Below are 25,228 nucleotides of genomic sequence, written 5' to 3'. Positions count from 1 at the left end.
CGGTACCTGCCCGAACTCGACATTACTCTCCGTCAACATATGACCACACTTAGTACGCCTGTCCGATCGAGGACAACAGCCCTGGACAGCACGGAGCCGGCATAGTTTGATGACTATCAATCGGAGCCGGGCGCTGGACAGTCGTACCCCCAGAAAGGCTCTCGTCATGCTCGGACGCAAGCTGCCCGCCCTCCTGCACACCGCCGCCCTGGCCCTGGCCCTGCTGGTCCTGCCGGCAGCGCCCGCGCAGGCCGACCCACTCGTCCCGCTGCCACCGCCCGGCCAACCGGTGGCCACCAACATCACCTCGACCGGCGCCACGCTCAGCTGGGCACCGTCCGCCGGACCCGTCTTCCGGTACTCCATGCAGCGGCTGGTGGACGGCGAGTGGCAGGGCTTCTCCTCGATGCCGTTCACCACGGTCACCTTCGTCGCGCTGACCCCGGGCACCGAATACACCGTGGCGGTACGCGCCGCCGCGCTGGTCGGCTCCGGCTACACCCTGAGTCCGCTGTCGCAGCCGCTCACCTTCACCACCACGCAGTGATCCGCGTTACCCCTGGTCGCGCCGCCGGGCGGGCGGAGATCCGCTCGGCGGCGCGCCCGCTGCACCAGCCCGCCGTACCCGCCGGCGTACCCGGTCGCCGCAGTGCGGGACGGCGAGGCAGCATGGACGGGTGGACAACCGCGACACCGAGCCGTACGCCCCGCTGGCGCAACTCCTGACCGGCGGCGACGTCGTGGTGCTCAGCGGTGCCGGCCTGTCGACCGAGTCCGGGATCCCCGACTACCGGGGGCCGAGCGGGGCGCTGCGCCGGCACACCCCGATGACGTACCAGACGTTCGTCGGCGACCCGCTGGCCCGGCGCCGGTACTGGGCCCGTAGCCACCTCGGCTGGCGGACCATCACCCGGGCCACTCCGAACGACGGGCACCGGGCGGTCGCCGAACTCGACCGGCGCGGGCTGTTGGCCGGCATCCTCACCCAGAACGTGGACGGCCTGCACCGGGCGGGCGGCGCCCGTTCCGTGGTCGAGCTGCACGGCAGCCTGGCCCGGGTGACCTGCCTGGGCTGTGCCGAGATCACCGACCGCGAGACGCTGGACCGCCGGCTGCGGGAGGCCAATCCCCGGTTCGCCGCCCGCGCCGGCACGGTCAACCCGGACGGCGACGTCGAGTTGCCGGACGAGTTGGTCGAGGGCTTCCGGACGGTGGACTGCCTGGCCTGCCCGGGCGGGATGCTCAAGCCGGACGTGGTCTTCTTCGGCGAGTCCGTACCGCCGGACCGGGTCCGGGCCTGCTTCGAGCTGGTCGAGCGGGCCCGACTGCTGCTGGTGCTCGGCTCGTCCCTGACCGTGATGTCCGGCCGCCGGTTCGTGATCCGGGCGGCGAAGCTCGACATCCCGGTGGTGATCGTCAACCAGGGCCCGACCCGGGGCGACGACTACGCCGAGTTGACCGTCGACGCGCCGCTCGGCCAGGTACTCCCGGAACTCGTCCGGCTCACCGGCCCGGCCCGGTCCACCGCAGCGGCATAGCCCGGCCACGGCACCGGCGTAGCCCGGCCACCGCACCGGTCAGCCCACCGGAACGGCACAGCGCGGCCACCGCTCCGATCAAGCCCAGCCGAGCCGCGCGGGCCGACCGCCGCGCAGGTCAGTCGCGCCCGGCCCGTCCGGCATCGTCGGGCCCGACCGGGCCGCCGGGTGGCACCGGGCCGGCCCCGTTGGGCGCCGGCAGGGTGAGCCGGTAACCCCGCATCCGGTACGCCCCGATCCGCGGATCGTCCGGCCGACGGCAGCCGTCGTCCACCCAGCCGTTGCGGGCGTAGAACCGGCGGGCGCGCTCGTTGAAGTCCCAGACGAACAGCCGCGCCGAGCCGACGCCGGCCGCCCGCCACCGGTCGACACAGCGGGCGAGCAGCCGACCGGCGACGCCCCGGCCCCACTCCGCCGGGTCAACGTGGATCTTGTAGAGCTCGACGGTCGTCCCGGGCACCGGGTCCGGAAAGGAGACCGGGCCGGCCAGGGTGAAGCCGACCAGCCGGTCGCCGCGTACCGCACAGCAGCCGTCCACCTCCGGCGAGCCGAGCATGGCGGCGTAGTAGCTGTCCCGGCGGCCCCGCAACACCGCGCTGGTCGCGTCCACCTCCGACTCCGGCCGGACCGCCCGCTGGTACGCCGCCCGGCTGCGTACGTGCAACTCCAGCACCTCGTCGGTGTCGGCCGGGGTGGCCGGACGCAGCACGATCGGCGGTTCGGTCATCCCTGCCCTCCCTCCCCGTCCCCCGCCCGGCCGGTCCCGGACAGGAGACGGGGAGTGGCAGAGGTCAGGCCGCGACTCTACGCCGGGGTGGCCGATGACCGGGCGGCCAGCACCACTGCCGTACCGAGCAGTGCCGCGCCGACCAGGCCGACCGGGCCGAGCCGGTCACCGAGCAGCAGCGCGGCGAGTACCGCACCGACCAGCGGCTCCAGCAGCGCCAACAGTGCCGCGGTACCGGGCCGGACGGTACGCAGCCCTCGGAAGTAGAGCAGGTACGCCACCGCGGTCGGCCCGACCCCCAGCGCGAGCAGCAGCCCGAGGGCGGGCAGCCCGGGTTCGAAGCCGAGTCCCACCGTGCCGGCGGCCAGCGGTGCCAGCAGCAGCCCGCCGAGGGTGAAGCCGTACCCGGTGCCGGCGAGTTCGTCGAGTTCCGGTACCGGCCGGGCGCCGACCAGGGTGATCGCGGCGAAGCCGGCGGCCGAGACCAGCGCGAGCAGTGCGCTGGACAGCACCGCGAGCGCCCCGAACCCGCCGGCCGGCAGCCCGACCAGCAGAACCAGCCCGGCCACCGCCAACCCGCAGGTCACGGCGGTGTGGCGGTCCAGCCGACGGCGGCCGGTGACCGCCTCCACGCCGAGCACCAGCAGGGGCGCGGCGCCGATGGTGACCAGCGTGGCGAGGCTGACCGAGGTCAGCGACACCGCGCCGAAGTAGCAGACCTGGTAGAGCGCGGCCAGGGTGCCGAGGACGGCGACCCGGGTCCACGCCGCCCGGCCGCGTGGTGGGCGGCGTCCGGTGACGGCGAGGAAGGCCACGATCAGGGTCCCGCCGACGGCCAGCCGGTAGCCGGCGACCGCGACCGGGGAGAGCCCGGTGTGCTGGCCGAGCAGGCTGCCGGTCAGCCCGCCGGTGCCCCACAGCGTGCCGGAGATGACGAGAAACCACAGGCCGGTGCTGGACCGGCGACGCACGGCGAGCAGCGGTGCGGAAGAGGTGTACATGAGGGTTCGCGCTCCTGCGACGAGAAGGAAGGTGGTCGCGGAAGCGGGGCGAGCCCGGAATCACCCGACGGGAAACAGCGCATCGGCCGGATCGGCGCGACGCGCTGGGGTTGTCGCCCCGCTAGGAGCGCGGCGGCGGGGAGATCGGGAAGCGGCGGTGCACGGCTGGACTGTACCGGACCGGGACCGGGCCGTCCGCCGGTGATCCCATCCGGCGGGAGGCCCGGTCCTGGTCGCGAGTTACCGCAGCCCGATCCCGGTCGGCGTTACAGCGGCCCGATCCCGGCCGGCGTTACAGCGGCCCGATCCCGGTCGGGCGGTGTGGTGGACGCGGTCAGCCCTGCGGACCCTGCTCCGCGAAGCCGAACTGCACCGCACCCTGGGCGTCGACGGCGGCGTCCAGGGCCTTGTCGTCGAGGATCTGCGCGGCCTGCGGGTCGAGGAAGACCCGGGCGCCGTCGCTGTCCACCACCTGGTCGCCCTGGGCCGGGCTCTCGGCCAGGGTCAGGTTGAGCGACCCGGCGGTGAGGTCGCTGGCGATGCGCAGCCCGGCGCCGTCCGGGATCTCCTGCTGCGCGGTCAGATCCCGGATCACGAGTACGGCGTTCTCGGTCATGGTGAGCATGCAGACTCCTCGTGGATTTTCTCGTGTACTCGGCCCGTGCGCCCATCCGGCGGGCGTGCCCCGGGCACCCGCGTCAGGGCAACTGGGCCCTTGGACATCGCGGCGGCCATCGGTCATGTAGCCAGCCCGTTCGTGCGGTCCACGCCCTCGGCGGACCGGGCTGACGCCTGGGTACGGCCGCACTCCGTCGCGCCAAGTCCCCCACTCGTGGCGACTGGCCGTACTTGCCCTACGTTGCCGCTTCCAACCCGATTCGTCAAATGCGGTGAGCCGCCCGGCGGTGCGTGTTAAGGGGCGTCCAGCACCCGCCCCGGACAACGTTTCCGCAGGTCAGAGCCGCGTTCCGGCGGAAGCCGGCGTTCTGTCGAGCAACTGCCGGATCTCCCGTATGGCGGTCCGGCCGGCCCGGTTCGCGCCGATGGTGCTGGCGGACGGCCCGTACCCGATCAGGTGCACCCGCTCGTCGGCGACGACCCGCGTCCCGTCCATCACAATCCCTCCCCCGGGTCCCCGCAACTTGAGCGGGGCGAGATGGTCGAGTACGGCACGGAATCCGGTGCACCAGAGGATGACGTCGGCGGCGAAACCGCTGCCGTCGGGCCAGACGACGCCTTCCGGGGTGATCCGGGCGAACATCGGCAGTCGGTGCAGCAGCCCGTCGGCACGCATCCGGCGCAGTTGCTCCGTCCACACCAGACCGGTCGCGGCGACGACGCTGTCCGGCGGCAGTCCGGCCCGGACCCGGGCGTCGACCCGGGCCACCGCCGCCCGCCCCCACTCGGGGGTGTACTCGCCGTCCAGGATCACCGGTGGCCGACGGGTGACCCAGCGGGTCTCGGCGGCGACCGTGGCGACCTCGTCCAGCAGTTGCAGGGCGGAGGTGCCGCCGCCGACCACCACCACCCGGCGACCGGCGAACTCGGCCGGCCCCCGGTAGTCGGCGGTGTGCAACTGCCGGCCGGCGAACGTCTCCTGCCCCGGGTAGTGCGGCCAGAACGGATGCCGCCAGGTGCCGGTCGCGTTGACCAGGGCCCGGGTACGCCACTCGCCGACGTCGGTCCGCACGGCGAGCCGGCCGTCGGGGCGGTCGTGTACCCCGGTCACCCGTACCGGGCGGTGCACCGGGAGCGCGAACTCCCGCTCGTACGCGGCGAAGTAGTCGGCGACCACCTCGGCGGCCGGCCGGTCCGGGCCGACCGGGCCGAGTGGCCGGCCGGGCAGGTCGTGCACGCCGTGTACGGCGGACATCCGCAGCGTCGGCCAGCGGTCCCGCCAGGCGCCGCCCGGCCCGGTGCCGCCGTCGAGCAGCACGTACCCGCTCTCCGGCGCGAACCCGTTCCGGCCGAGGAAGTAGCCGGCGGAGAGTCCGGCCTGACCGGCACCGATTACCAGTACGTCGACGTCGCCACCGCTCACCTCCGGGGCAACCGTGCCGGGCGGCCGATCGGTACCGGGCCGGGAGGTTCCGTCGGTCACACATCGGTGCGATCATCTAGACATGCGGATGCGTAGATTTTCGCCACGCCTGGCCACGCGCTCGGCGCTAGTCTTCATGCTCGCCGTCGGCACGCTCGGCATGCCGGCCGTGGGAGCGGGGCCGGCCAGCGCCGCCGAGCCGGATCCGACGATGAACGACGCGGTCTTCAACCGGCCGACCGGCACGGCCGCCCAGCAGAACGCGATCTTCATCCAGCTCGCCCGGATCATCGACCGGGTACCGGCCGGCGGCGAGATCCAGATGTCCTGGTTCGGGTTCGGCGTCACCGACGTCACCGACTCGGCGACCACCCCCGACCTGCCCGGCCGACTGCTGAACGCGCACCAGCGGGGGGTACGCGTCAAGATCATCCTGGATCACGAGCAGGTCACCCAGCGGCCCTACCAGCGGCTGCTTCCGGTGCTCGGCAGCAACGACACCGCCGGGTCGTACGTCGTGCACTGCGCCGACAAGTTCCCGAGCGCCGACCGGGGCTGCATCGGCACCCGGCGGATCGACTACACCGACTCGTCGGTGACGGCGTACAACCACAACAAGTTCCTGACCGCGTCGAGCATCGTGCTGAACAGCGGGACGACGGTGTCCAACGTGGTCTTCCAGGGCTCGGCGAACCTCGGCTGGTGGGACGCGAACGAGGCGTACAACAACGGGCTGACGTTCAGCGACGCCACCACCTACCAGGCGTACCGGCAGTACTTCGCGGACCTGCGGTCGTACCGCTACAACTCGGCCGGGAACAACAACTACTACTGGGGCACCCCGACCGGGACGACCTACCGGGCGTACTTCTTCCCCCGGCGGGAGCGCTCCGGGCAGCCGGTCGCCGACCCGGCCACCGACACCATCGTCAGCGTGCTCGACTCGGTCGCCTCCTGCTCGTACGACGACAACGGCACCCGCCGGCAGACCGACGTACGGGTCAACATGTTCTCGTTCAACCGCCCTGAGGTGGCCAAGAAGCTCACCGCGCTGCGAAACGCCGGCTGCTGGGTCGACGTCGTCTACAGCGAGGCGAACGCCGGGGTACTGAACGCGCTGGGCAGCAACGTCCAGCTCACCCAGTGCAACTACAACGTCGGGCCGGGCCGGGACATCCGGACGCACAACAAATACATGATCATCGACGGTGCGTACGACGACGACATCGTGCCCCGGGTGTTCACCGGCAGCCACAACTACAACGTCTCGGCGCTGCGCCAGGCCGACGAGGCGATGCTGCGGATCATGGGCCGGGGCCTCCACGACGACTACCTCGCCGACTTCTGGCACGTCCGGGACACCTGCCGGGCCAACGGCGGCGCGATCCGCTGACCCCGTGCACCGCCGCGACCCCCGTGATCCGGGTCGAGCACGCCGCGCCGGAACGCCCGGAGCGCCGTACCCTGATCACGGGGATCACCTAGCAGGAGGTCGGCGATGAATCTGCCGCAGGGCGTCCAGGTCACCGGACCGATGAACGACCGCTACCAGGAGATACTCACCGGGGAGGCGCTCGACTTCGTGGCCCGGCTGCACCGGTCGTTCGACGGCCGCCGCCGCGAGCTGCTGGCGTTGCGCGACGACCGGTCGGCGGCGCTGGCGGCCGGCGGCACCCTGGACTTCCTGCCCGAGACGGCGGAGATCCGGGCCGGCGACTGGCGGGTCGCCGAGCCGGCACCCGGGCTGGTCGACCGGCGGGTCGAGATCACCGGGCCGACGGACGCCAAGATGACCATCAACGCCCTCAACTCCGGTGCGAAGGTCTGGCTCGCCGACCACGAGGACGCGAACACCCCGCTCTGGCAGAACGTGGTCGAGGGACAGCTCAACCTCCGCGACGCCATCGCCCGCAAGCTGGAGCTGGACACCCCGGAGGGGAAGCACTACCGGCTGCGGGACGGCGAGCTGGCCACCATCGTGGTCCGGCCGCGCGGCTGGCACCTGCCGGAGAAGCACATCCTGGTCGACGGCGAACGCACCTCCGGCAGCCTGGTCGACTTCGGCCTCTACTTCTTCCACTGCGCCCGACCGCAACTCGACGCCGGCAGCGGCCCCTACTTCTACCTGCCGAAGCTGGAGAGCCACCTGGAGGCGCGGCTCTGGAACGACGTCTTCTCCGCCGCCCAGGAGTGGCTCGGCATCCCACGCGGCACCATCCGGGCCACCGTGCTGATCGAGACCTTCCCGGCCGCGTTCGAGATGGACGAGATCCTCTACGAGCTGCGTGAACACTCCGCCGGGCTGAACGCCGGCCGCTGGGACTACATGTTCAGCGTGATCAAGAAGTTCCGTACCCGGGGTGCCGACTTCCTGCTGCCGGACCGGAACGCGGTGACGATGACCGCGCCGTTCATGCGGGCGTACACCGAACTGCTGGTCCGGACCTGCCACCGGCGCGGCGCACACGCGATCGGCGGGATGGCGGCCTTCATCCCCAGCCGGCGCGACCCGCAGGTCAACGAGACCGCGCTGGCCAAGGTCCGGGACGACAAGACCCGGGAGGCGAACGACGGCTTCGACGGCTCCTGGGTCGCCCACCCCGACCTGGTGCCGGTCTGCCGCGAGGTCTTCGACGGCGTACTCGGCGACCGGCCGCACCAGTTAGACCGCACCCGCGAGGAGGTACGGGTCAGCGCCGCCGAACTGCTCGACGTGGCCGCCACCCCGGGAGCGCCGACCGAGGCCGGGCTGCGCAACGACATCAGCGTCGGCATTCAATACCTGACGAGCTGGCTCGCCGGTTCGGGCGCGGTCGCCATCTTCAACCTGATGGAGGACGCGGCGACCGCCGAGATCTCCCGCTCCCAGGTCTGGCAGTGGCTGCACAACGACATCACGCTGGACACCGGCGCCCGGGTCACCCGGGAACTGGTCGAACGGATCGCCGACGAGGAGATCGACAAACTCGGCCCCGACCCCGGCCGGTACGCCGAGGCCCGTGCCCTGTTCATGGAGGTTGCCGTGGCCGACGACTTCGTCGACTTCCTCACCCTGCCCGCGTACGAGCGGATGCCCTGAGCAGTGTCCTGAGCACCGACGCGCTGGGAACGAGGCGCCGACCCCGAGGCGCCGAGCGACCGCGCCGCGCGAAACCGGAGGTCGGCGATGGCCGGAGCGGAGATCGAGCGGTTGGCCGGCGAACTGCGCGGCGTACTCGGCGACGAGCAGGTGATCGACGACCGGGCCCGGTTACGGACCTACGAGTGCGACGGGCTGGCGCAGTACCGCGTGGTCCCGGCGCTGGTGGTGCTGCCGCACACCGCCCAGGAGTGCGCCCAGGTGGTCCGGGCCTGCGTCGCCGCCGGGGTGCCGTTCGTGGCCCGGGGCTCCGGCACCGGGCTCTCCGGCGGCGCCCTGCCGCACGCCGACGGGGTGCTGATCGTCACCTCCCGGCTGCGCGCCATCCGGGAGGTGCTGCCGGCCGACGAGCGGGCCGTCGTCGAGCCGGGCGTGATCAACCTTGCGGTCACCCGGGCCGCCACCCCGCACGGCTACTACTACGCCCCCGACCCGTCCAGCCAGCAGATCTGCTCGATCGGCGGCAACGTGGCGGAGAACTCCGGCGGCGCGCACTGCCTGAAATACGGCTTCACCACCAACCATGTGCTCGGCTTGCAGGTGGTCACCCCGGACGGCGACCTGGTCCGGCTCGGCGGGGCGGCACCGGACAGTCCCGGCTACGACCTGGTCGGCGCCTTCGTCGGCTCGGAGGGCACCCTCGGGATCGCCACCGAGGTCACCGTACGACTCGTCCGGTTGCCGGAGTCGGTGCGTACCCTGCTCGCCGCCTTCGCCACGACGGACGCGGCCGGGGCGGCGACCTCGGCGATCATCGCCGCCGGGGTGGTGCCGGCGGCGGTGGAGATGATGGACGCGCTCGCCATCGAGGCGGCCGAGGCGGCGGTGCACTGCGGCTATCCGGCCGGCGCGGGCGCGGTGCTGATCGTCGAGCTGGACGGCCCGACCGCCGAGGTCGAGGCGCAGTTCACCGAGGTCGAGCGGCTCTGCCGGGCCAACGCCGCGTTCGAGATCCGGATCGCCGCCGACGACGCCGAGCGGGCGCTGTTCTGGAAGGGTCGCAAGTCGGCGTTCGCCGCCGTCGGCCGGATCAGCCCGGACTACATCGTGCAGGACGGAGTGATCCCGCGTACGGCGCTGCCGGAGGTGCTGCGCCGGATCGGCGAACTCGCCGCCGAACGGGGCATCCGGGTGGCGAACGTCTTCCACGCCGGTGACGGCAACCTGCATCCGCTGGTGCTCTTCGACGACGCGATCGACGGGCAGGCCGAACGCGCCGAGGAACTCTCCGGCGCCATCCTCGACCTCTGTGTGGCGTACGGCGGGTCGATCACCGGGGAACACGGCGTCGGGATGGACAAGGCGAAGTACCTGCCCCGGATGTACACCGACGACGACCTGGACACCATGCAACTGCTGCGCTGCGCCTTCGACCCGCGCTCGCTGGCCAACCCCGGCAAGATCTTCCCCACTCCCCGGCTCTGCGGCGAGGTGCCGGGCCGGCACAAGGGTGCCCATCCACTCCAGGAGGCCGGTCTCGCGGAGGTGTTCTGACCCATGTCCACACTCGACACCACCACCACCGCACACCTCGACATCCTGCGGGCAGCCATGGCCGGCGCCGACGCCGACGCCACGGACGCGAACGCCGTGCTGCCGGCCGGGCCGGCGGACGCGGTCGGCGGCGTACCGGCCCGGATCGTCGCCGCGCCCGGATCGACCGCACAGGCGGCGGCGCTGCTGCGGGCCGCCGCCGACCTCGGCCTCAGCGTGGTCTTCCAGGGCGCCGGCAGCAGAGCGGACTGGGGCAACCCGCCGCGCCGGCTCGACCTGCTCGTCCAAACCCGGCGGCTCACCGGAGTCGTCGAACACGCCGCCGGTGACCTGATCATGGTGGTCCGGGCCGGTACCCGGCTCGCCGACCTGCGCGACGTGCTCGCCCCGGCCGGGCAGCAGCTCGGCCTGGACGACCCGCTCGGCGGTACCGTCGGCGGCGCCGTCGCGGTGAACGGCAGCGGGCCGCGCCGGATGCTCTACGGCACCGTCCGGGACCTGCTGATCGGGGTCACCCTGGTCCGCGCCGACGGGGTGGTGGCGCACGCCGGGGGCAAGGTGGTGAAGAACGTCGCCGGCTACGACCTCGGCAAGCTGGTCACCGGGGCGTACGGCACGCTGGGCCTGGTCACCGAGTGCGTGTTCCGGCTGCACCCGGTGCCGGCCGCGCGGGCGTACGTCCGCTGCCGCACCGGCGGTGCCGGGGTGCAGGGTGCCGAGCGGGTCGGCCGGCTGCTCGCTACCGTGCTCGGGGCGCAACTGGTGCCCACCGCGCTGGAGGTCGACGCGCCGCCCGACGGCGGTCACGAGACCGTACTGCTGTTGGAGGGGACCGCCGCCGGGGTCGCCGGCCGGGCCGAGGTCGCCGCCGCGCTGCTCGGCACCGACGCGGTACGCGCCGAGGAGGCGCCACCCTGGTGGGGGCGGTACCCGTGGCAGCCCGGCGACACCGGGCTCAAACTCACCGCGATGCTCTCCGGGGTACCCGATCTGCTGGCTGCGGCCCGGGCGGCGGGTGACCGGCACGACGTGCCGATCGGGGTACGCGGCTCGGCCGGCACCGGCGTGCTCTACGCCGGGGTGCCGGCGGCGGCCCCGCCGGACCGGGTGGCCCGGATCGTCGAGGAGTTGCGCGGTGCGGCCACCGAGGCCGGCGGGCACGCCGTGGTGCTGACCGCGCCGGACCGGGTCCGGGACCGGGTCGACCTGTGGGGGCCGGTCGAGGGGCTGGAGCTGATGCGCCGGGTCAAGGCCCGGTTCGATCCCGACGCACGGCTGGCGCCCGGACGCTTCGTGGGAGGAATCTGATGCCGTCACCCGAACCGCTCCCGCCCGAACCGTCCCCGCCCGAACCGCTCCTGCACGAAACGTCCCCGCACGAACGGCTCCGGCCCGGCCCGCTCCCGGCCGAAGCAGCGGCGCCGGAGGCTCCGGGGCCGGCGTCGCCCGGTGGTACCCGGCCGGCCAGTGCGCCCCGGGACGTGCTCGGCCTGCTCGGGCCGGCGCCCGGCGGGCCGGCGTTCGACGGGCACCGGCCGCCGTCGGCCGACGTCGTCGCCGACTGTGTGCACTGTGGATTTTGCCTGCCGACCTGCCCGACGTACGTGCTGTGGGGCGAGGAGATGGACTCGCCCCGGGGGCGGATCCACCTGATGCGGCAGGGCCTGGAGGGCGAACCGCTCACCGATTCGATGGTCGGGCACTTCGACGCCTGCCTCGGTTGCATGGCCTGCGTCACCGCCTGCCCGTCCGGGGTGCGCTACGACACGCTGATCGAGAGCACCCGGCAGCAGGTGGAACGCCGACACCACCGGCCCGCCCGGGAGCGGGCGCTGCGGGCGGCGATCTTCGCGCTCTTCCCGTACCCGAAGCGGCTCCGGCTGCTGCGCGGGCCGCTGCGGGCGTACCAGGCCAGCGGGTTACGGCGGCTGGTGTCCAGGACCGGGCTGCTGCCCCGGCTCGCGCCGACGCTGTCCACTCTGGAGTCGTTGGCACCCCGGCTGACCCGGGCACCGAAGCCGCCCGACCGGGTACCGGCGTACGGGCCGCGCCGGGCGGTGGTGGGGATGCTCACCGGTTGCGTGCAGAGCACGTTCTTTCCGGGGGTGAACTCGGCGACCGCCCGGGTACTCGCCGCCGAGGGCTGCGAGGTGGTGCTCAATCCCGCCCGGCAGGGCTGCTGCGGCGCGCTGAGCCTGCACAACGGACGCGAGGCGGAGGCCCGCCGGTTCGCCCGGGACCTGATCGACGCCTTCGCCGACACCGGGATCGACTACTTCGTGGTCAACGCCGCCGGCTGCGGCTCGTCACTCAAGGAGTACGGCGACCTGCTCGCCGACGACCCCGGGTACGCCCAGCGGGCCGCGGACTTCGCCGCCCGGGTACGCGACCTCTCCGAACTCCTGGTCGAGTTGGGGCCGGTGGCCCGCCGGCACCCGCTGCCGGTCAGCGTCGCCTATCACGACGCCTGCCACCTCGGGCACGCGCAGGGGATCCGCAGCCAGCCCCGGGAACTGCTGCGGGCCATCCCCGAGCTGGAGTTGCGGGAGATCGCCGATCCGGAACTGTGCTGCGGCTCGGCCGGGGTGTGGAACATCCTGAACCCGGAGCCGGCGGCCCGGCTCGGCGAGCGGAAGGCTCGGGACGTACTCGCCACCGGGGCGCGACTGCTGGTGACCGCCAATCCGGGCTGCCTGATGCAGATCACCGCCGCCATCCCCCGGCTGGGCGGTACGACCTCGACCCGGCCGGCCGGAGGCGGCGGGATCGCGCTGGCGCACACCGCACAGGTGCTGGACGCCTCCATCCGCCGGCTACCGGTGGAACACCTGCTCGGCTAGGGGGTCTGGGCTGTGGGTCAACTCGACCGGGGCGGGACCGGGTCGACGACCTTCGCGACCCGGCGCAGTCCCCGGGCCGCGATCCGCCGCCCCCGGGCCGCCGTACCGGCGAGGATCCGGGACGGGGCGGACTGCACCGGCACCGGTACCCGCTGTGTTCTGGTTGTCGGCTCCTCGCCGTTGACCTCGGCGAGGTAGTCGGCGAAGACGGCCCGCCAGAGCACCCGGTGCATCAGCCGCTCGTCGCCCGGCCCGCCCCGCCCGGCGACCAGCCGGTGCCAGGCAGCGGCGACGGCGGCCGGCCGGTGCGCGTCTGCCCAGGACTCGGGGTCGGCCACCACCGCGCTGATCAGGTCGCGGTCGGCGGCGGTGCCGAGCCGTGGGGCGTAGACCGGCGGCACCAGGCCGACCGGGCGGGCGTAGTACGGCTCGCCCCTCCACTGTGGAATCAGTCGCTCGGTGACCGCCCGGTGCAACGCGTTGTCGCGCCGTTGCGCGGGAGTGATGCCGAAGGCCGCCCGGACGAACTCGGGGACCAGCAGCGGAATAATCGTGCCGGTCCGGTCGGCGGCGGTCCCCCACCGGCGGACCCGCTCCGCCACCAGGAAGTAGTCGAGGACCTTGGCGTCGCTCAGTCCGCCGGCGAACGCCGCCGCCAGGGTGCGGTGCACCTGCGCCGTCGAGGTCGCCCGGGCCGCCGCCGACAGCCCCGACTTGCGGACGATCCGGCCCGCCAGCCGGTCGACGAAGGCGTCCAGCCGATCCGGGTACGCCAGCCGCGAGATCTCCGCGTGGTCCGGCGGATAGTAGTGCCCGTGCGCGATCCCTCCGGCGGCCCCGCTGACGGTGAGGTACGTCGCCGGCACGAACCGGCTCGGCGCGGCCGACGGCAGATAGCTCTCCGGCCGCAGTCCCTCCTGCACCCGATGCCAGGCCAGCACGTTCGGCAGTACCGGAGCGGTCAGCGCCAGGCCGTGGGTCTGGGCCGGGCCGCCGGGCTTCGGACGGTCGATCCGGTGGCTGACCCGCCGGGCCAGTTCGGCCGGCAGCACCGCGACCAGCCGCTCCGCGACGTCGGCCTCGCCCGGCTCGGCGGCGTTGGTGTGGAACTGCACCTCCAGGCCGGCGGTGAGTGCCGCCGCCGCGCACAGCCGGGAGTCCCGGCCGCCGCTGAGCCCGATGTTCACCTTGCCCGACCACATCGGGTCGAGCGCGAGCATGGCACCGCGCAGCGCCTCCGCCACCTCGTCGATCCGCTCCGCCGAGAGCGCGTCGCCGCCGCCGTCCGCCGCCCAGGTCGCCAGGGCGTCGATCCGGCTCCGCACCGGGGCCGTCGCCGGCAGGTCGTAGCCGATGGTCGTCCCGCCCGGCACGGCGTAGACGTTGCCGAACGGCGTCCGGTCGCCCTGGAACCAGCCGGTGGCCGCGAACGTACGCCAGCCGTCCCGGTCCGGCTCGGCCCGGATCCCGGCGAACCGGCACGCGGCGGCGGGCCGGTTGGACCAGACCCAGCCGCCGGGAAAGCGGAGCTGGTAGAGCCGGCCGAGCCCGACCGCGTCGGTGTGCAGTCGCAGCCGTCCGCGCCCCGGGTCCAGCGACGCCAGCACGAACGGGGCGGTCAGGTCGAGGACCGAGTGCGGGCGGTCGGCCAGCGCCCGGGCCAGTGGCACCGCCGCCAGTTCCGCCGCAACGGGGCCCACCACCCGCCGGTAGTCGACCGGCAGGTAGAGCGTGGCGACCGACAAGTCGGGCTCCTGCTGCCAGGCGGGCCAGCGCCACGGCGACGGAGCCACGTCCCACAGATGCAGTCCGAGCCGGCCGGCGTCCGTTCCGGACCGGCACGTTCCCTCCGGCCAGATCGTCGCGTAGTGGGCGGCGACCCGGTCGAGCCTGGACGGCACGTCGGCCATTTCTTCGTTCCGGTCGAATGCGTACGCCAGCAGTAACTGCACGGAGAAGCTCCCACGGGACGAGATCGCCGCACTCGGAACAGCGCGGTGGTGGCTCGCCATCATTACACGCAGCGGCCACTGTGGAGTGCCTATCCGGACAAGTCTGCTAATTTCCGAACCGGAACCGCGAGATCAATTCGCTGCCCCTTGATCGAACGCATTGGGGTAGACCGTGGAGAATGTTTCCCTACCGGCAACTTCCATTCTCCGGTACGGTTCCCCGCCGCCCGACCACCCGCCGGGCGTACGGTCAGCCCTGGTAGAGCCGGCGGGCGTACTCGGGGCCGTAGTAGCGCTCCAGGTCCTCCAGCGTCTCCTCGGTCCGCTGGACCCGCTTGACGATCTGCGCCTGGGTCGGCATGACCTCCGGGTTCCAGGTCTCCGGGCGCCACAGCGACGACCGCATGAACGCCTTGGCGCAGTGGAAGAAGATCTGTTCGACCTCGACGAGCAGCGCCAGGATCGGCCGATGCCCCTTCACCACCATCTGGTCGAAGAACGGCGCCTCGCGGACCAGCCGGGCCCGACCGTTGATCCGCAGGGTCTCGCCCCGGCCCGGAATCAGGTAGACCAGCCCGACATGCGGATTCAACAGCACGTTGCGGAAACCGTCGGCCCGTCGATTCCCGGGCCGTTCCGGAATGGCGATGGTGGTGTCGTCGAGCACCAGGGTGAAGCCGGGTGGGTCGCCCTTGGGCGAGACGTCGCAGTTGCCCGCCGAGTCGGCCGTCGCCACCAGGCAGAACGGCGAGGCGGCCAGCCACTCCCGGTCGACCTCGTGCAGCCGTACCCGTTCCTTGGTCACCGCCCGTGGCATCGGCTCGCCGAGCAGCTCGCGCAGCTCCGCCTCGGACGTGATCTCGAACAACTCTCCCCGTGCCGTCATGGGATCAAGTGTAGAGAAGAGGTTTCGCGGGTCCGGTCGTCACTGGCGCGGCCCACGGCCCGACTGGTGGTCGGCCGGTACCCGTTGCAGCGACGCCAGCCAGGCGTGCAGCCCTTCCTCGCTCATCGGCTCGCCGAACAGGCTGCCCTGGGCACCGGAGCAGCCGGTGAGGGTCACCGCGTCCAGCAGCTCGTGCGAGGCGACCCCTTCCACCACCGTGGTGATGCCGAGGGACCGGGCCAGCTCGACGGTCGAGCGCACCACTGCGGCGTCCTGGGTGCTGTTGACCATGGGCTCGACGAACGACGGGTCGAGCTTCAACTCGTCGACCGGCATGCTGCGCAGGCGGGTGAGGGACGGTGCGGAGCGGCCGTAGCCGTCCAGCGAGAGACGTACGCCGAAGTGCCGGAACTGGCCGAGCGCCATCGCGGTACGCCGGGCGTCGACCAGCAGCACCTCCTCGGCGATCTCCAGGGTCAGCGCCCCGGCCGGCACACCCACCTTGTTGATCATCTTTGCCACGTCGTACGGCAGATGCGAGTCGAGTACGCCGGCCACCGACACGTCGGCGGCAACTCCGAGGTCGTAGCCGTTGCGGCGCCAGACCGCGCAGTTCTGCAAGGCGGAGAGCAGCAGGATCCGGGTCAGGTGCCGGGTCAGCCCGACCTGGGCCGCCAGTTGCCGCAGCGGCCCGGCCTCGATCCATCCGTGCACCGGGTGGTGCCAGCGGAGTTGGGCCTCCAGCGCCACCGGTCGACGCGTCGTCAGGTCGATCATCGGTTGGTAGTACACGGAGAACTGCTCCTTCTCCGCGGCGCGCAACAGGTCCGGCAGCAGGTACGAGGGCAGGTCGCCGTGCCGGCCCGGGTCGTAGATCTCGACCTCGGAGCGGTTCGTCTTCGCCTCGTGCAGCGCGTCGGCGGCGCAGTGGATCAGCTTGGCCGAGGTGGTCGCGTGCACCGGCGCGATGGCCACCCCGGCGCTCAGCTCGATCTGCACCGGCACCGGGCCGGCGACGACCGGGCTGCCCAACCGGCGGAGCAGCACCTCGGTCTCCTTGGCGACGCTCTCGGCCGTGCCCGAGGCGACGGTACGCAGGATGGCGATCTCGGCACCGCCGAGCCGGACCGCGACCGCCCCGACCGGCAGCGCCTCCCGCAACCGGGCGCCGACGGCGCTGAGGATCATGTCGCCCGCCGTGTACCCGAGGATGCGGTTCAACTCCCGCAGGCGGTCGACGCTCACGATGGTCAGCGGCAGCGCCGCACCCGGCGGCAGGCCGGCGAGCATGCTGGGCAACGCCGAGTCGAGGACCCGCCGGTTACCCAACCCGCTCAACTCGTCGGTCGTCGCCTCGACGCGTTTCCGGGTCAACTCGCGGGTCTGCTCGAAGGTGAGCGCGGTCCGGATACCGGCGGCGACCAGGCAACCGCTGGCCATGATGATCGAGATCGCGTGCAGCGGTACGAAGGTGCCGACGATGAGCACCCCGAGCGCGCAGAGCGAGAACAGGATCGGCACCAGCAGCGCGGCGAAGCCGCGTACCTCGTCGACGGGGCGACGCCGCAGGGTCGAGCCGGCCAGCGCCATCAGCAGCAGGCCGATCATCCAGGAGCCGTCGATCCAGGTGCCGTCGGTGTAGGTGTCGTTGGCGAGGCCGAACAGGTAGGCGGTATCGGCGACGGCGAAGGCGCCCGCACCCAGCCCGAGCAGCCACCACACCGGATCGGTACGCCACCGCACCATCGCCAGCGCCGCCACCGCGACGACCATCAGCACCAGGTCGCCGATCGGGTACGAGAGGTTCGTGATCGTCTCCGCCAACGCCTGACCGGCGCCGGGGGAGAGCAGGTCCGCGAGCGTCACGGCGGAGAAGACCGCGCCGGCCGCCAGCGAGGTGACCACGCCGTCGAGCCAGACCGAGACGGGCAGCCGACGGGTGGTCGCCCGGGCCAGCACGACGAAACCGATGTACGCGAGCGGGTACAGCCCCACGTAGAACACGTCCGCCAGCGACGGGACGGGAATGTCGGCGGGCGGGGTGGCGGCGAAGTTGACCGACCAGTAGATGTCGCCGACCGCCCAGGAGGCGACGCCCGCCCCGACACACGCCCACGCGAGCCGGTTGCGGCGCACCAGGAGTGGCCGGGCCAGTGCGAGCAGCGACGTGGCGACCAGCACGGCGGAGTAGAACCAGGTGTCCAGGAAGGCCGGTCGCTGGTTGCCGAACGGGATCAGGGTACTGAGCGCGTAGAGCACACCCAGCGTGACGACCAGTATCTTGGCGGCTCGGTAGACGGGCGAGCCCAGCACCGCCGGGTCGGTGTCCGGCACGGCGTCGGCTGCCCGGGTTGTCCTCGGGAAACCTCTTCCAACCTTTCCCTGCGCGGCGGACCGCGAGGTCGGACGCTCGGAGTGAGCGCCGCGCGGTTCGGGTTGAAGAAGGTTCACGGGCTTGTCCCCATTCCTGTGGCCGACGCGGGTCGACACGTGCGGCGGTGGTCGGTCGGCGGGGTGGCGACGTCGAGGCGCGGGGCAGGGACCGTCAGGTACGCGTCATCGCCGCCGGGCCGGCCACCCTCGCGGGGTCGACGGCGGCGACGCGGCGGTCCGGCGACGGAGTGGCCCGGCGGTGCGGGAAGTGGTCGCATACCGGGTGGGAGAGCGACCGCGCGGGTCGCCCGACTCCGGCCGGGAAACCCGCTGGACGACCCTGTCCGGCTGCGCGCGGAACCGTATGGGAGGACGGCGCCGATGAATGCGTAATTGGCGGCCTCGACGGACTCGACCGAAAGGTCACGGCGGTCCGGCGGCGCACATCCACGACCCGACGGGTCGCTCCGCTCAATAGTCTGGTTGCCATCGCCCTGCTCGCCCCGTCCGAGCAACGACTTCAACACCGATTTTGTGATCTAGGTGCGAGTCCTGCTTACCCCGTCATGCCGGACCGTAAGTTATCACGAGTGTCCAGTGTCGACAATATAGCGGTTTGCCTCGGTCGGGAGCGGCACCGCAATCCGGAAGATCGACTGAATCGCCGACCACGGAAAACGCCCGGCCGCGCAGCTCAGCCGGGCGTTTTCTCCGCTCCTCAGAACGTTACCAGCGGGTCACCGACGAAGTCGGCGATGAAGTTGACGAAGAAGAAGCCGAAGAACAGCACGTTCAGCACGAGCAGTACGTAGTGCCAGGGGCGCGGACGGGCCGGCCGGGGCAACCGGCTGTTCAGGTAGATCAGCAGGAACGGGTAGAGCAGGGCGCCCAGATTCGACATGTTGGCCGACCACTGCACCAGGTTGACCGGCACCGCCAGGTGCAGTACCACCGAAATGATCACGAGCAGCACCAGCATGAACGGGTAGTAGAACTTGCGCGGGTCGCCCTCCAGCAGTCGGCGCAGCCGGGGACTGGTCGCGTGCGCCGCGTCGGTGCTGACCCGCACCATCCCCTCGAAGATGCCGAGCTGCGTACTGAACAGCACCAGTACGCCGATCAGCAGCATGCCGTAGAACATCAGCGGCCCGTAGTCGGGTTCGAGCGCGGTCGCCACGAAGGTGGGTACGTCCGACGCGGTCGGTACCGTGCCGGAGACCTGCACGGCGTGCGCCATCAGGATGGTCGGCAGCAGCATCCCGAGCATCGCACCGACGAAGAAGATCCCCCACATGTCGGTGAGCAGCAGCCGGTACCAGCGCCGCCAGCGGGCCGCGTTCGCCGGGTCGTCCGGGAACGTGACGCCGTTGGCCAGCAGTTCCCGCCGGTCGCCGCGCAGCCCGGAGATGTAGCCGGTGCGGTGGCCCATCCCGTAGCCCTTGTCCCGGTAGTGGCCCATCACGTACCAGTTGAGCCCGGAGGCGAGTGCGGTGAACCCGGCCAGCCCGCCGAGCTGGGTGGCGGTGATCCCGTCCGGCGGCGCGGCCGGGGTGACGAAGCCCCGGATCCCCTCCCACCAGATGTCCCAGGGCACCACGAAGAGCGCCACCAGCAGCAGGACCACCAGGATGGTGCCGACCATCACCCAGTTGGCGAGTTCGAGCGCCCGGCTGATCCGCTTCGCCCCGGCGGCGATCAGGAAGACCAGCACCAGCAGGGCGATCGCCCAGAGCCGGGGCTCCTCGGCTCCGGCGGGCGCCACCTCGCCGTGCACCAACGCGTAGACGCCCTGGCCGGCCGAGGCCGCCCAGCCGCCGGCGATAAACGCGAAGATCACCAGGAACACCGAGATCGGTACCCAGAGCAGGTAGCCGGGCGGCACCCGGCCCCAGCCGACCACCGGGGCCTCGCCGGTGGCCATCACGTAACGGGAGCACTCGACGTTGTAGAAGGTCTGGAGCACCGCCGAGACCAGGATGACCCAGCCGACTCCGACGAAGCCGAACTGGCCGACCGCCTGCGGGCCGAGCAGCCACTCGCCGCTGCCGATCGAGATGCCCAGCGCGATCAGGCTGGGCCCGAGGGCGTACTTGAACAGCTCGCGGGGGCCGAGCCGGCGGACCTTGAAGACCTCCTCCGGCTCGGGCAGGTCGGCCACGGCGAGCGGGGGACGGCTGGTACCGAGTGGATAGGAGTGGACGTCCGGGACCTGAGTTGCTTCCGCCATGGATCGCCTCCTTGGGAAAGATCCCCCCCGGACATCAATCGTCATCCATCGGAAACCGGTAGGCAATAATCGATCTCTGTCAGCACGCTCCCTGGTCGGTCAATCCCGGATCGGTCGGTCAGTCCTGGATCACGTAGTCGACCTCGTTGTTGGACTGGTCGGGGTCGCGGCCGGTGCCGCGTACCGTCACCGTTGCCGGGGAACTGGCCACCGGGCCGGGCGGTACGACGAAGTCGAACCGGAGCCGTACGCTCGCCCCGGCGGCCAGCGGCCCGGCCGTACACCGGAAGCTGCCGGCGGATCCGGACACCCGGCACCCGTTGCCCGGCCCCCCGAGTTCCACAGTGGGCGGTGTGGTCACCAGCACGGAGAGCGAGTCGACGTCGGCCGGGCCGGCGTTCTCGACCATGACGAACATGCTCCCCTCGCGCGGGCCGCCGTCGTCGGGCCCGAACGTCAGATAGGTGCTGCTGGCCGAGACGTCCGCCGTGTCCCCGGCCGAACCCGTCGGGGTGTTGCCACGCGGCGTCGCACCGGCCGGTCGGCCGGTCGGCGTCGCCGAGGGCCGCCCCGTGGGCCCCGTCGGGCCGACCGAACTGTCCGGACTGGCCGGACCGGTCGGCGCGGTCGGGGTCGGCGCGGCGGACGTGGTCGCCGGTACGACCGGCGGCACGACCGCGGTCGACGGGCTGGGCGACGGCCGCTGCACCAGGGCGGTACCCGAGATCGCGGCGACGACCGCCAGCACCCCGGCCGCACCGGTCAGCGCCGATCGCCGGACCACCCGGCGCCGCCGGACCCGGGCCCGGACGTCGGCCACCCCCGGCGCCGTCAGGAACGGCCGGCCGACCAGGTCGAACTCGGCGAACGCGGCCTCGACCGCCCGCTCGTCGTCGAATCCCGTCATCGCCGCTCCTCCCCACGCTCGGCCAGTTGGGCGGCGAGGACCGCCCGGCCCCGGTGCAGCCACGACTTGACCGTGCCTGCCGAGACACCCTCCTGGAGTGCGATCTCCGCGACGGAGAGGTCGCCGAGGTGGAACTTGACAAGCGCACGGCGCTGGGTGGCGGGCAGTTCGGCGAGCGCCGCGACCAGCATCACCCGGTCCGGGCTCGGCTCCGGCACGTGACTCTCGCGCTGTCGCCGCGCCCACCGCAGGAACGTACGGGACCGTCGGAACCGGTTGGTGGCGTGGTTCCAGGCGACCCGGCGTACCCAGGCGGTCGGGTCGTCGTACTGGGAGATCCGGTCCCACCGCTCGAACAGCGCGCAGAAGGCGTCCTGCACCACGTCCTGCGCCTGGGCCAGATCCCCCGTGTACGCCCAGAGCTGCATGGTCAGCGGGTGGAAGGTCAGCGCGTAGAACTCCTGGAAGTCGGCGACTCCCGAACCGGTCCGGCCGGCGGTACGGTCGGCACCGCCGCCCGGCACGCTCGGCGTGACGGGGCGGCGGTCTTCCCGGGGCGGATCGGTTCGGGGGGTCACCCGAGCGATAGTGTCAGGCACGGTAAACCAGGAAGAAGCGACGGTTGTCGTCCGGCCCGGAATCCCGGTACTGCTCGCCCCGCTTCCCGCCGGACCAGACGTCCACCAGCCAGCGGGAGATCGGGCTGTCCGCGCCGTCCTTGGCGGCCGGCGACTTCATGCCGAGCCGGTACACCCGGGACTGGCCCGGTGCCAGGTAGCCCTTGTCGCACTCGGACCAGGCCGGGAACCCGGCCTTCCGCGACCGCAGCGGGGTGCAGCCGGACCAGTCGCCGCCGTCCGCCGTCATGCTCTCCGGCACCTCCACGACGAAGGTCAGCCCCCACACCGGATTCGGCCCGTTGTTCCGGATCGTCACCGTCACGTCGCCGTGCCGGATCCCGTTGACCGGCGCCCGCAGTCGCAGGCCGGGCGTCTGCGCCGACAGGTCGGTGATGTCCTCCTCCGGGTCGTAGGACGCCGGTGGCCTCGGCGTACCGGCCGGGCGGGCCGGGGTCGGCCGGCGCGGGGTGGTCACCGCGCCGCCGGTCCCGCGGGCCGGCCCGGTCGGCGCCGTCGTGGCCGGGGCACCCGTGCCGGTCTCCGCCGTCGGCGTCGCCGGCACACCGGTCGGCGTCGGTACCCCGGTCGGCCCGGCGGTCACCGTCGGCGCACCGACCGGTCCGGCGGGCGGCGTCCGCTCGGAGCCGCATCCCGCCAGCGCCACGGTCAGCGTGGCCGCCAGCAGCACCGCCGACGTGGTCACCGGCTGCCGCCGGCCGGTTCCGAACCCGATCTTTCGCATCGCTCCCCCTCGAAGGCTCGTTTCCGGGCCCTTCCGTCTGCCCGGTCGCCGCATACACATCCGTCCCTGTGCCGCGGTTGCACCCGATCGGGGTGAAGGTGGCGCCGTGTCGGAGAGCCGACTGAAGCCGTTGACCACAACGGAGCACGGTGCAGGGTCAGGATCCGATCACGTTCCGGGTGCCCGAGGCCCGCCGGCCAGGCCGGCGGGTGACGGCGCCAACTGCCGCGGACCCCAGAGCGACCAGGTGGGTACGCCATGCCGTTGCAGCGCCACGACACGTCCCCGGTACCGCGACCGTCCGGGCTGGTCCCGCCGGCCGCCGAACTGACCGGGATCACCGAACTCCGGCTGCACGGGGTGGGTGGCACCACTCCGGAGGACCTGCTCGCCGACGCGGCTCCGCAGCACGTCTCCGGGGACCGGATCGCCGGCTTCTACCGGACCGCCGACCTGCCCGACCGGCACGTCGAGGCGTACTCCTGGGGTGGGATGACCTCGCGCAGCGGTGCCCGGGTGCTCTGGCTGCTGCTCTTCCCGTTCGCGTTGGCGAACGTGGCCGGCTGGATGTGCAGCCGGCGTACCCAGGAACGGCCGGTGCTGTTCCGGCTGCACCGGGCGGCGGTCCGCTGGGCCTGCCTCGGACTCACCCTCAACCTGCTGCTCATCGCCGCGCTGACCGGGATGGAACTGCTCGGCTACCAGTGCGGCGGGCAGGCCGGCTGCGCCGACGACGCCTGGCCGGTACGCCTGCTGCACCATCCGCTGCTCGCCGACCATCCGGCCCGGCGGATCCTGGCCGGCACACTGGTACCGCTCGCCGTGCTGGTGCTGCTGGCGGTGCTGGCGCTGCGCACGATCAGCCGGTACGAGGCGACGAGTCCCCGGCTGCCCGGCTCGGGAGCGGCCGGTTCGGTGTCGCCGGGGGCGGACCGGCCGGCCGGGGCGGAGGACGGCGTCGGCGCGCGACGGTCGAGGGGTGCGGCCCGGTGTGGTGTCGGGCTCGCCGACCCGGGATTCTGGGACGGCCAGCGCAGCGCCCTGGAGCAGGGTTACCTGCACATCGCCGCCGGGCTCGCCTTCGTCGCACTGGCACTCGGGCACACCGTACGGGAGTCGGCGCGGCTGGCCGGCGTACCGCCGCAGGCCCCGGTACCGGCCCGGGTGGCGTCCGCCCTCGCCGTGCTGGTGCTGGTCGGGGTACTGGTCTTCGTCGCCGTCGAGCGCTGCCCGGCGGCGGTACCGGTCGTACTGCTCGGATCGGCCGGTGGTGCGGTCTGCTGCGCCGGCTGGTTCGCGGCGGTGCAACCGGCGTACCAGCAGTCGTTCGGTTACCTGCCGGGGATGCGCGCGGTGGCCGGGCTGACCCTCGGCGGGGTGCTCGGCACCCTGCTGCTGGTGCTCGCGGCCGTCGTACCCGGCGGCTGGCGCCGGGGCACGTTCGTGGCCTTCGGCCCGTTCGTCGCGATCACCCTGAGCGTCTTCGCCCTCAACGTGGTGCTGGTCAGCCTGATGACCCGGGTCGCCGCCGTCACGGCCGAGGTGTCCACCCGGGTCCACCTGCCGGACGGCCCGCCCGACCGGCCCGAGCTGTACGTCTATCCGGTGGTCGGCCGGCTGGTGCACTACCTGACCCTGCTGCCGCTGGCCCTGATCCTGCTCTTCGCCGCCTACGAACTGGTCGGTTACTGGCGGGCCGGTGCGGACCGGGCGGAGCGGGACCGGATCCGGGCGTGGTACCGGGAACACTCGCCCCGGCCGGAGGCGGAGGCGCGCTGGCAGCGCAGCACGGTCGCGGACGCCGACCGCGAGCGGCAGCGGATCGCCCGGCTCTGGGATGCGATGCTGGGCCGGGGCTGGGAGGCCCGGCTCGCCCGGGCCCGGCGGGTCGCCCGGATGCCCCGGGACGTCGACAAGCTGCTCACCGCGATCGCGGCCGTCGGCGCCGTACTGGTGGTCGTGCTCCAGGTCCGGTACTGGGTCTTCGACAAACTGCCCTGGGGGACACAGTGGACGTTGACCCTCGGCAGCTACCTGGCGGCCGGCATCCCGTTCGCGATCATCCTGGTGCTCCGGAAGGGGTGGCGGGACCTGCACAGTCGGCGCCGCATCGGGGTGCTCTGGGACGTACTCACCTTCTGGCCGCGCGCCTACCACCCACTGGCCCCGCCGTCGTACGCCGAACGCGCCGTACCCGAGTTGCAGCAGCGGCTGTGGCGGATCCACGACAGCGGCGGCCGGGTGGTGCTGGCCGCACACAGCCAGGGCACCGTGCTCGCCGCCGCCGCGCTGCTGCAACGGGAGAACCGGCCGGCCGACGACGTGGTCGCCCTGGTCACCTTCGGCTCACCACTGTCCACTCTGTACGGCTGGGCGTTCCCCGGCTACTTCGGCGAACGGGTGCTGCGCCGGCTCGCCCCGACCGGCGGCGCCCCGGGGGTGGCGCTGCACGCCTGGCGGAACTTCTACTACCGGACCGACTACATCGGCGGCCGGGTCTTCGGACCGGGGCGGGGACCGGCCGGCGTCGACGTGGAACTGCCGGATCCGGTCAGCAACTGGTACATCCACGGACAGCCGGCCCCGACGGCGGCGCGGCACTCCGGGTACTGGGTCGACCCGGCCGTCTGGCTCGCCGTCGACGACCTCGCCGAGGCGGTCGCTGCCGTCCGCCGGGTACCCCGACAGAGCCGGGCCGCCCTGCACAAGGAGGCGTAGCCCGCCGGGTCGCTATGGCGCCC

Annotated in this window: 19 protein-coding genes; 8 read left to right on the top strand and 11 right to left on the bottom strand. The window is 72.6% G+C overall.

What is annotated here, in order from left to right; all coding sequences use genetic code 11:
• Nucleotides 1-166 precede the first annotated feature (166 nt).
• Complete coding sequence (locus Pen02_RS05470; RefSeq protein WP_203864819.1) at nt 167-547, top strand: fibronectin type III domain-containing protein; 381 nt, start codon at nt 167-169, stop codon at nt 545-547.
• A 130-nt stretch (nt 548-677) separates the two neighbouring features.
• Nucleotides 678-1,538 carry an NAD-dependent protein deacetylase gene (locus Pen02_RS05465; protein WP_203864818.1) on the top strand — a complete coding sequence of 287 codons (861 nt, stop codon included), beginning with the start codon at nt 678-680 and terminating at the stop codon, nt 1,536-1,538.
• Between the two features lie 118 nt (nt 1,539-1,656).
• Here Pen02_RS05465 and Pen02_RS05460 read toward each other — a convergent pair whose 3' ends face one another.
• From Pen02_RS05460 to Pen02_RS05445, 4 genes are all read right to left on the bottom strand, one after another.
• Entirely contained in the window at nt 1,657-2,265 is a 609-nt protein-coding gene (locus tag Pen02_RS05460) for a GNAT family N-acetyltransferase (RefSeq protein WP_203864817.1), read from the bottom strand.
• A 77-nt stretch (nt 2,266-2,342) separates the two neighbouring features.
• On the bottom strand, nt 2,343-3,266 hold the full coding sequence (locus Pen02_RS05455) for a DMT family transporter (RefSeq protein ID WP_203864816.1): 924 nt from the start codon (nt 3,264-3,266) through the stop codon (nt 2,343-2,345).
• 334 nt (nt 3,267-3,600) lie between these two features.
• Entirely contained in the window at nt 3,601-3,891 is a 291-nt protein-coding gene (locus Pen02_RS05450; protein WP_203864815.1) for a HesB/IscA family protein, read from the bottom strand.
• 330 nt (nt 3,892-4,221) lie between these two features.
• Nucleotides 4,222-5,367: an NAD(P)-binding domain-containing protein gene (locus tag Pen02_RS05445; RefSeq protein WP_239140118.1), complete on the bottom strand. Its 1,146-nt coding sequence runs from the start codon at nt 5,365-5,367 to the stop codon at nt 4,222-4,224.
• A gap of 22 nt (nt 5,368-5,389) precedes the next feature.
• Here Pen02_RS05445 and Pen02_RS05440 point away from each other — a divergent pair, with 22 nt between their 5' ends.
• The 5 genes from Pen02_RS05440 (at nt 5,390) to Pen02_RS05420 (ending at nt 12,780) form a co-directional block, all read left to right on the top strand.
• The gene (locus Pen02_RS05440; protein ID WP_239140116.1) at nt 5,390-6,700 is read left to right on the top strand and encodes a phospholipase D-like domain-containing protein; all 1,311 of its coding nucleotides are present in this window, start codon (nt 5,390-5,392) and stop codon (nt 6,698-6,700) included.
• Between the two features lie 105 nt (nt 6,701-6,805).
• The gene (gene aceB / locus Pen02_RS05435; protein ID WP_203864814.1) at nt 6,806-8,386 is read left to right on the top strand and encodes a malate synthase A; all 1,581 of its coding nucleotides are present in this window, start codon (nt 6,806-6,808) and stop codon (nt 8,384-8,386) included.
• Nucleotides 8,387-8,473: 87 nt separating this feature from the next.
• The gene (locus Pen02_RS05430) at nt 8,474-9,940 is read left to right on the top strand and encodes an FAD-linked oxidase C-terminal domain-containing protein (RefSeq protein ID WP_203864813.1); all 1,467 of its coding nucleotides are present in this window, start codon (nt 8,474-8,476) and stop codon (nt 9,938-9,940) included.
• A 3-nt stretch (nt 9,941-9,943) separates the two neighbouring features.
• The gene (locus Pen02_RS05425) at nt 9,944-11,248 is read left to right on the top strand and encodes an FAD-binding oxidoreductase (RefSeq protein WP_239140114.1); all 1,305 of its coding nucleotides are present in this window, start codon (nt 9,944-9,946) and stop codon (nt 11,246-11,248) included.
• Nucleotides 11,248-12,780 (top strand): (Fe-S)-binding protein, encoded by a 1,533-nt coding sequence (locus tag Pen02_RS05420; RefSeq protein WP_203864812.1) that lies wholly within the window; start codon nt 11,248-11,250, stop codon nt 12,778-12,780. The genes Pen02_RS05425 and Pen02_RS05420 overlap by 1 nt, the downstream gene beginning before the upstream one ends.
• A gap of 17 nt (nt 12,781-12,797) precedes the next feature.
• Here the strand turns inward: Pen02_RS05420 and Pen02_RS05415 are convergent, their stop codons facing one another.
• From Pen02_RS05415 to Pen02_RS05385, 7 genes are all read right to left on the bottom strand, one after another.
• A complete protein-coding gene (locus Pen02_RS05415) occupies nt 12,798-14,732 on the bottom strand; it encodes a hypothetical protein (protein ID WP_203864811.1) in 1,935 nt (644 codons plus the stop codon).
• A gap of 250 nt (nt 14,733-14,982) precedes the next feature.
• Nucleotides 14,983-15,618, bottom strand: coding sequence for a pyridoxamine 5'-phosphate oxidase family protein (locus Pen02_RS05410; RefSeq protein ID WP_203864810.1), 636 nt, complete (start codon nt 15,616-15,618; stop codon nt 14,983-14,985).
• A 39-nt stretch (nt 15,619-15,657) separates the two neighbouring features.
• Nucleotides 15,658-17,952: a bifunctional diguanylate cyclase/phosphodiesterase gene (locus Pen02_RS05405; protein ID WP_203864809.1), complete on the bottom strand. Its 2,295-nt coding sequence runs from the start codon at nt 17,950-17,952 to the stop codon at nt 15,658-15,660.
• Nucleotides 17,953-18,709: 757 nt separating this feature from the next.
• Nucleotides 18,710-20,218 (bottom strand): Nramp family divalent metal transporter, encoded by a 1,509-nt coding sequence (locus Pen02_RS05400; RefSeq protein WP_203864808.1) that lies wholly within the window; start codon nt 20,216-20,218, stop codon nt 18,710-18,712.
• Nucleotides 20,219-20,336: 118 nt separating this feature from the next.
• Nucleotides 20,337-21,125 carry a RodZ family helix-turn-helix domain-containing protein gene (locus tag Pen02_RS05395; protein WP_203864807.1) on the bottom strand — a complete coding sequence of 263 codons (789 nt, stop codon included), beginning with the start codon at nt 21,123-21,125 and terminating at the stop codon, nt 20,337-20,339.
• Nucleotides 21,122-21,553 (bottom strand): sigma-70 family RNA polymerase sigma factor, encoded by a 432-nt coding sequence (locus Pen02_RS05390; RefSeq protein ID WP_203864870.1) that lies wholly within the window; start codon nt 21,551-21,553, stop codon nt 21,122-21,124. Before Pen02_RS05390 ends, Pen02_RS05395 begins: the two co-directional genes overlap by 4 nt.
• A 163-nt stretch (nt 21,554-21,716) precedes the next feature.
• A complete protein-coding gene (locus Pen02_RS05385; protein ID WP_203864806.1) occupies nt 21,717-22,487 on the bottom strand; it encodes a hypothetical protein in 771 nt (256 codons plus the stop codon).
• Nucleotides 22,488-22,745: 258 nt separating this feature from the next.
• On the opposite strand from Pen02_RS05385, the gene Pen02_RS05380 reads away from it, so the two are divergent.
• Nucleotides 22,746-25,205 carry a hypothetical protein gene (locus Pen02_RS05380; RefSeq protein ID WP_203864805.1) on the top strand — a complete coding sequence of 820 codons (2,460 nt, stop codon included), beginning with the start codon at nt 22,746-22,748 and terminating at the stop codon, nt 25,203-25,205.
• The last annotated feature ends 23 nt before the right edge of the window (nt 25,206-25,228 follow it).

The sequence above is a fragment of the Plantactinospora endophytica genome (assembly GCF_016862915.1).
Classification (GTDB): Bacteria; Actinomycetota; Actinomycetes; order Mycobacteriales; family Micromonosporaceae; genus Plantactinospora; species Plantactinospora endophytica.
This window is presented reverse-complemented; position numbering and strand designations above follow the sequence as displayed.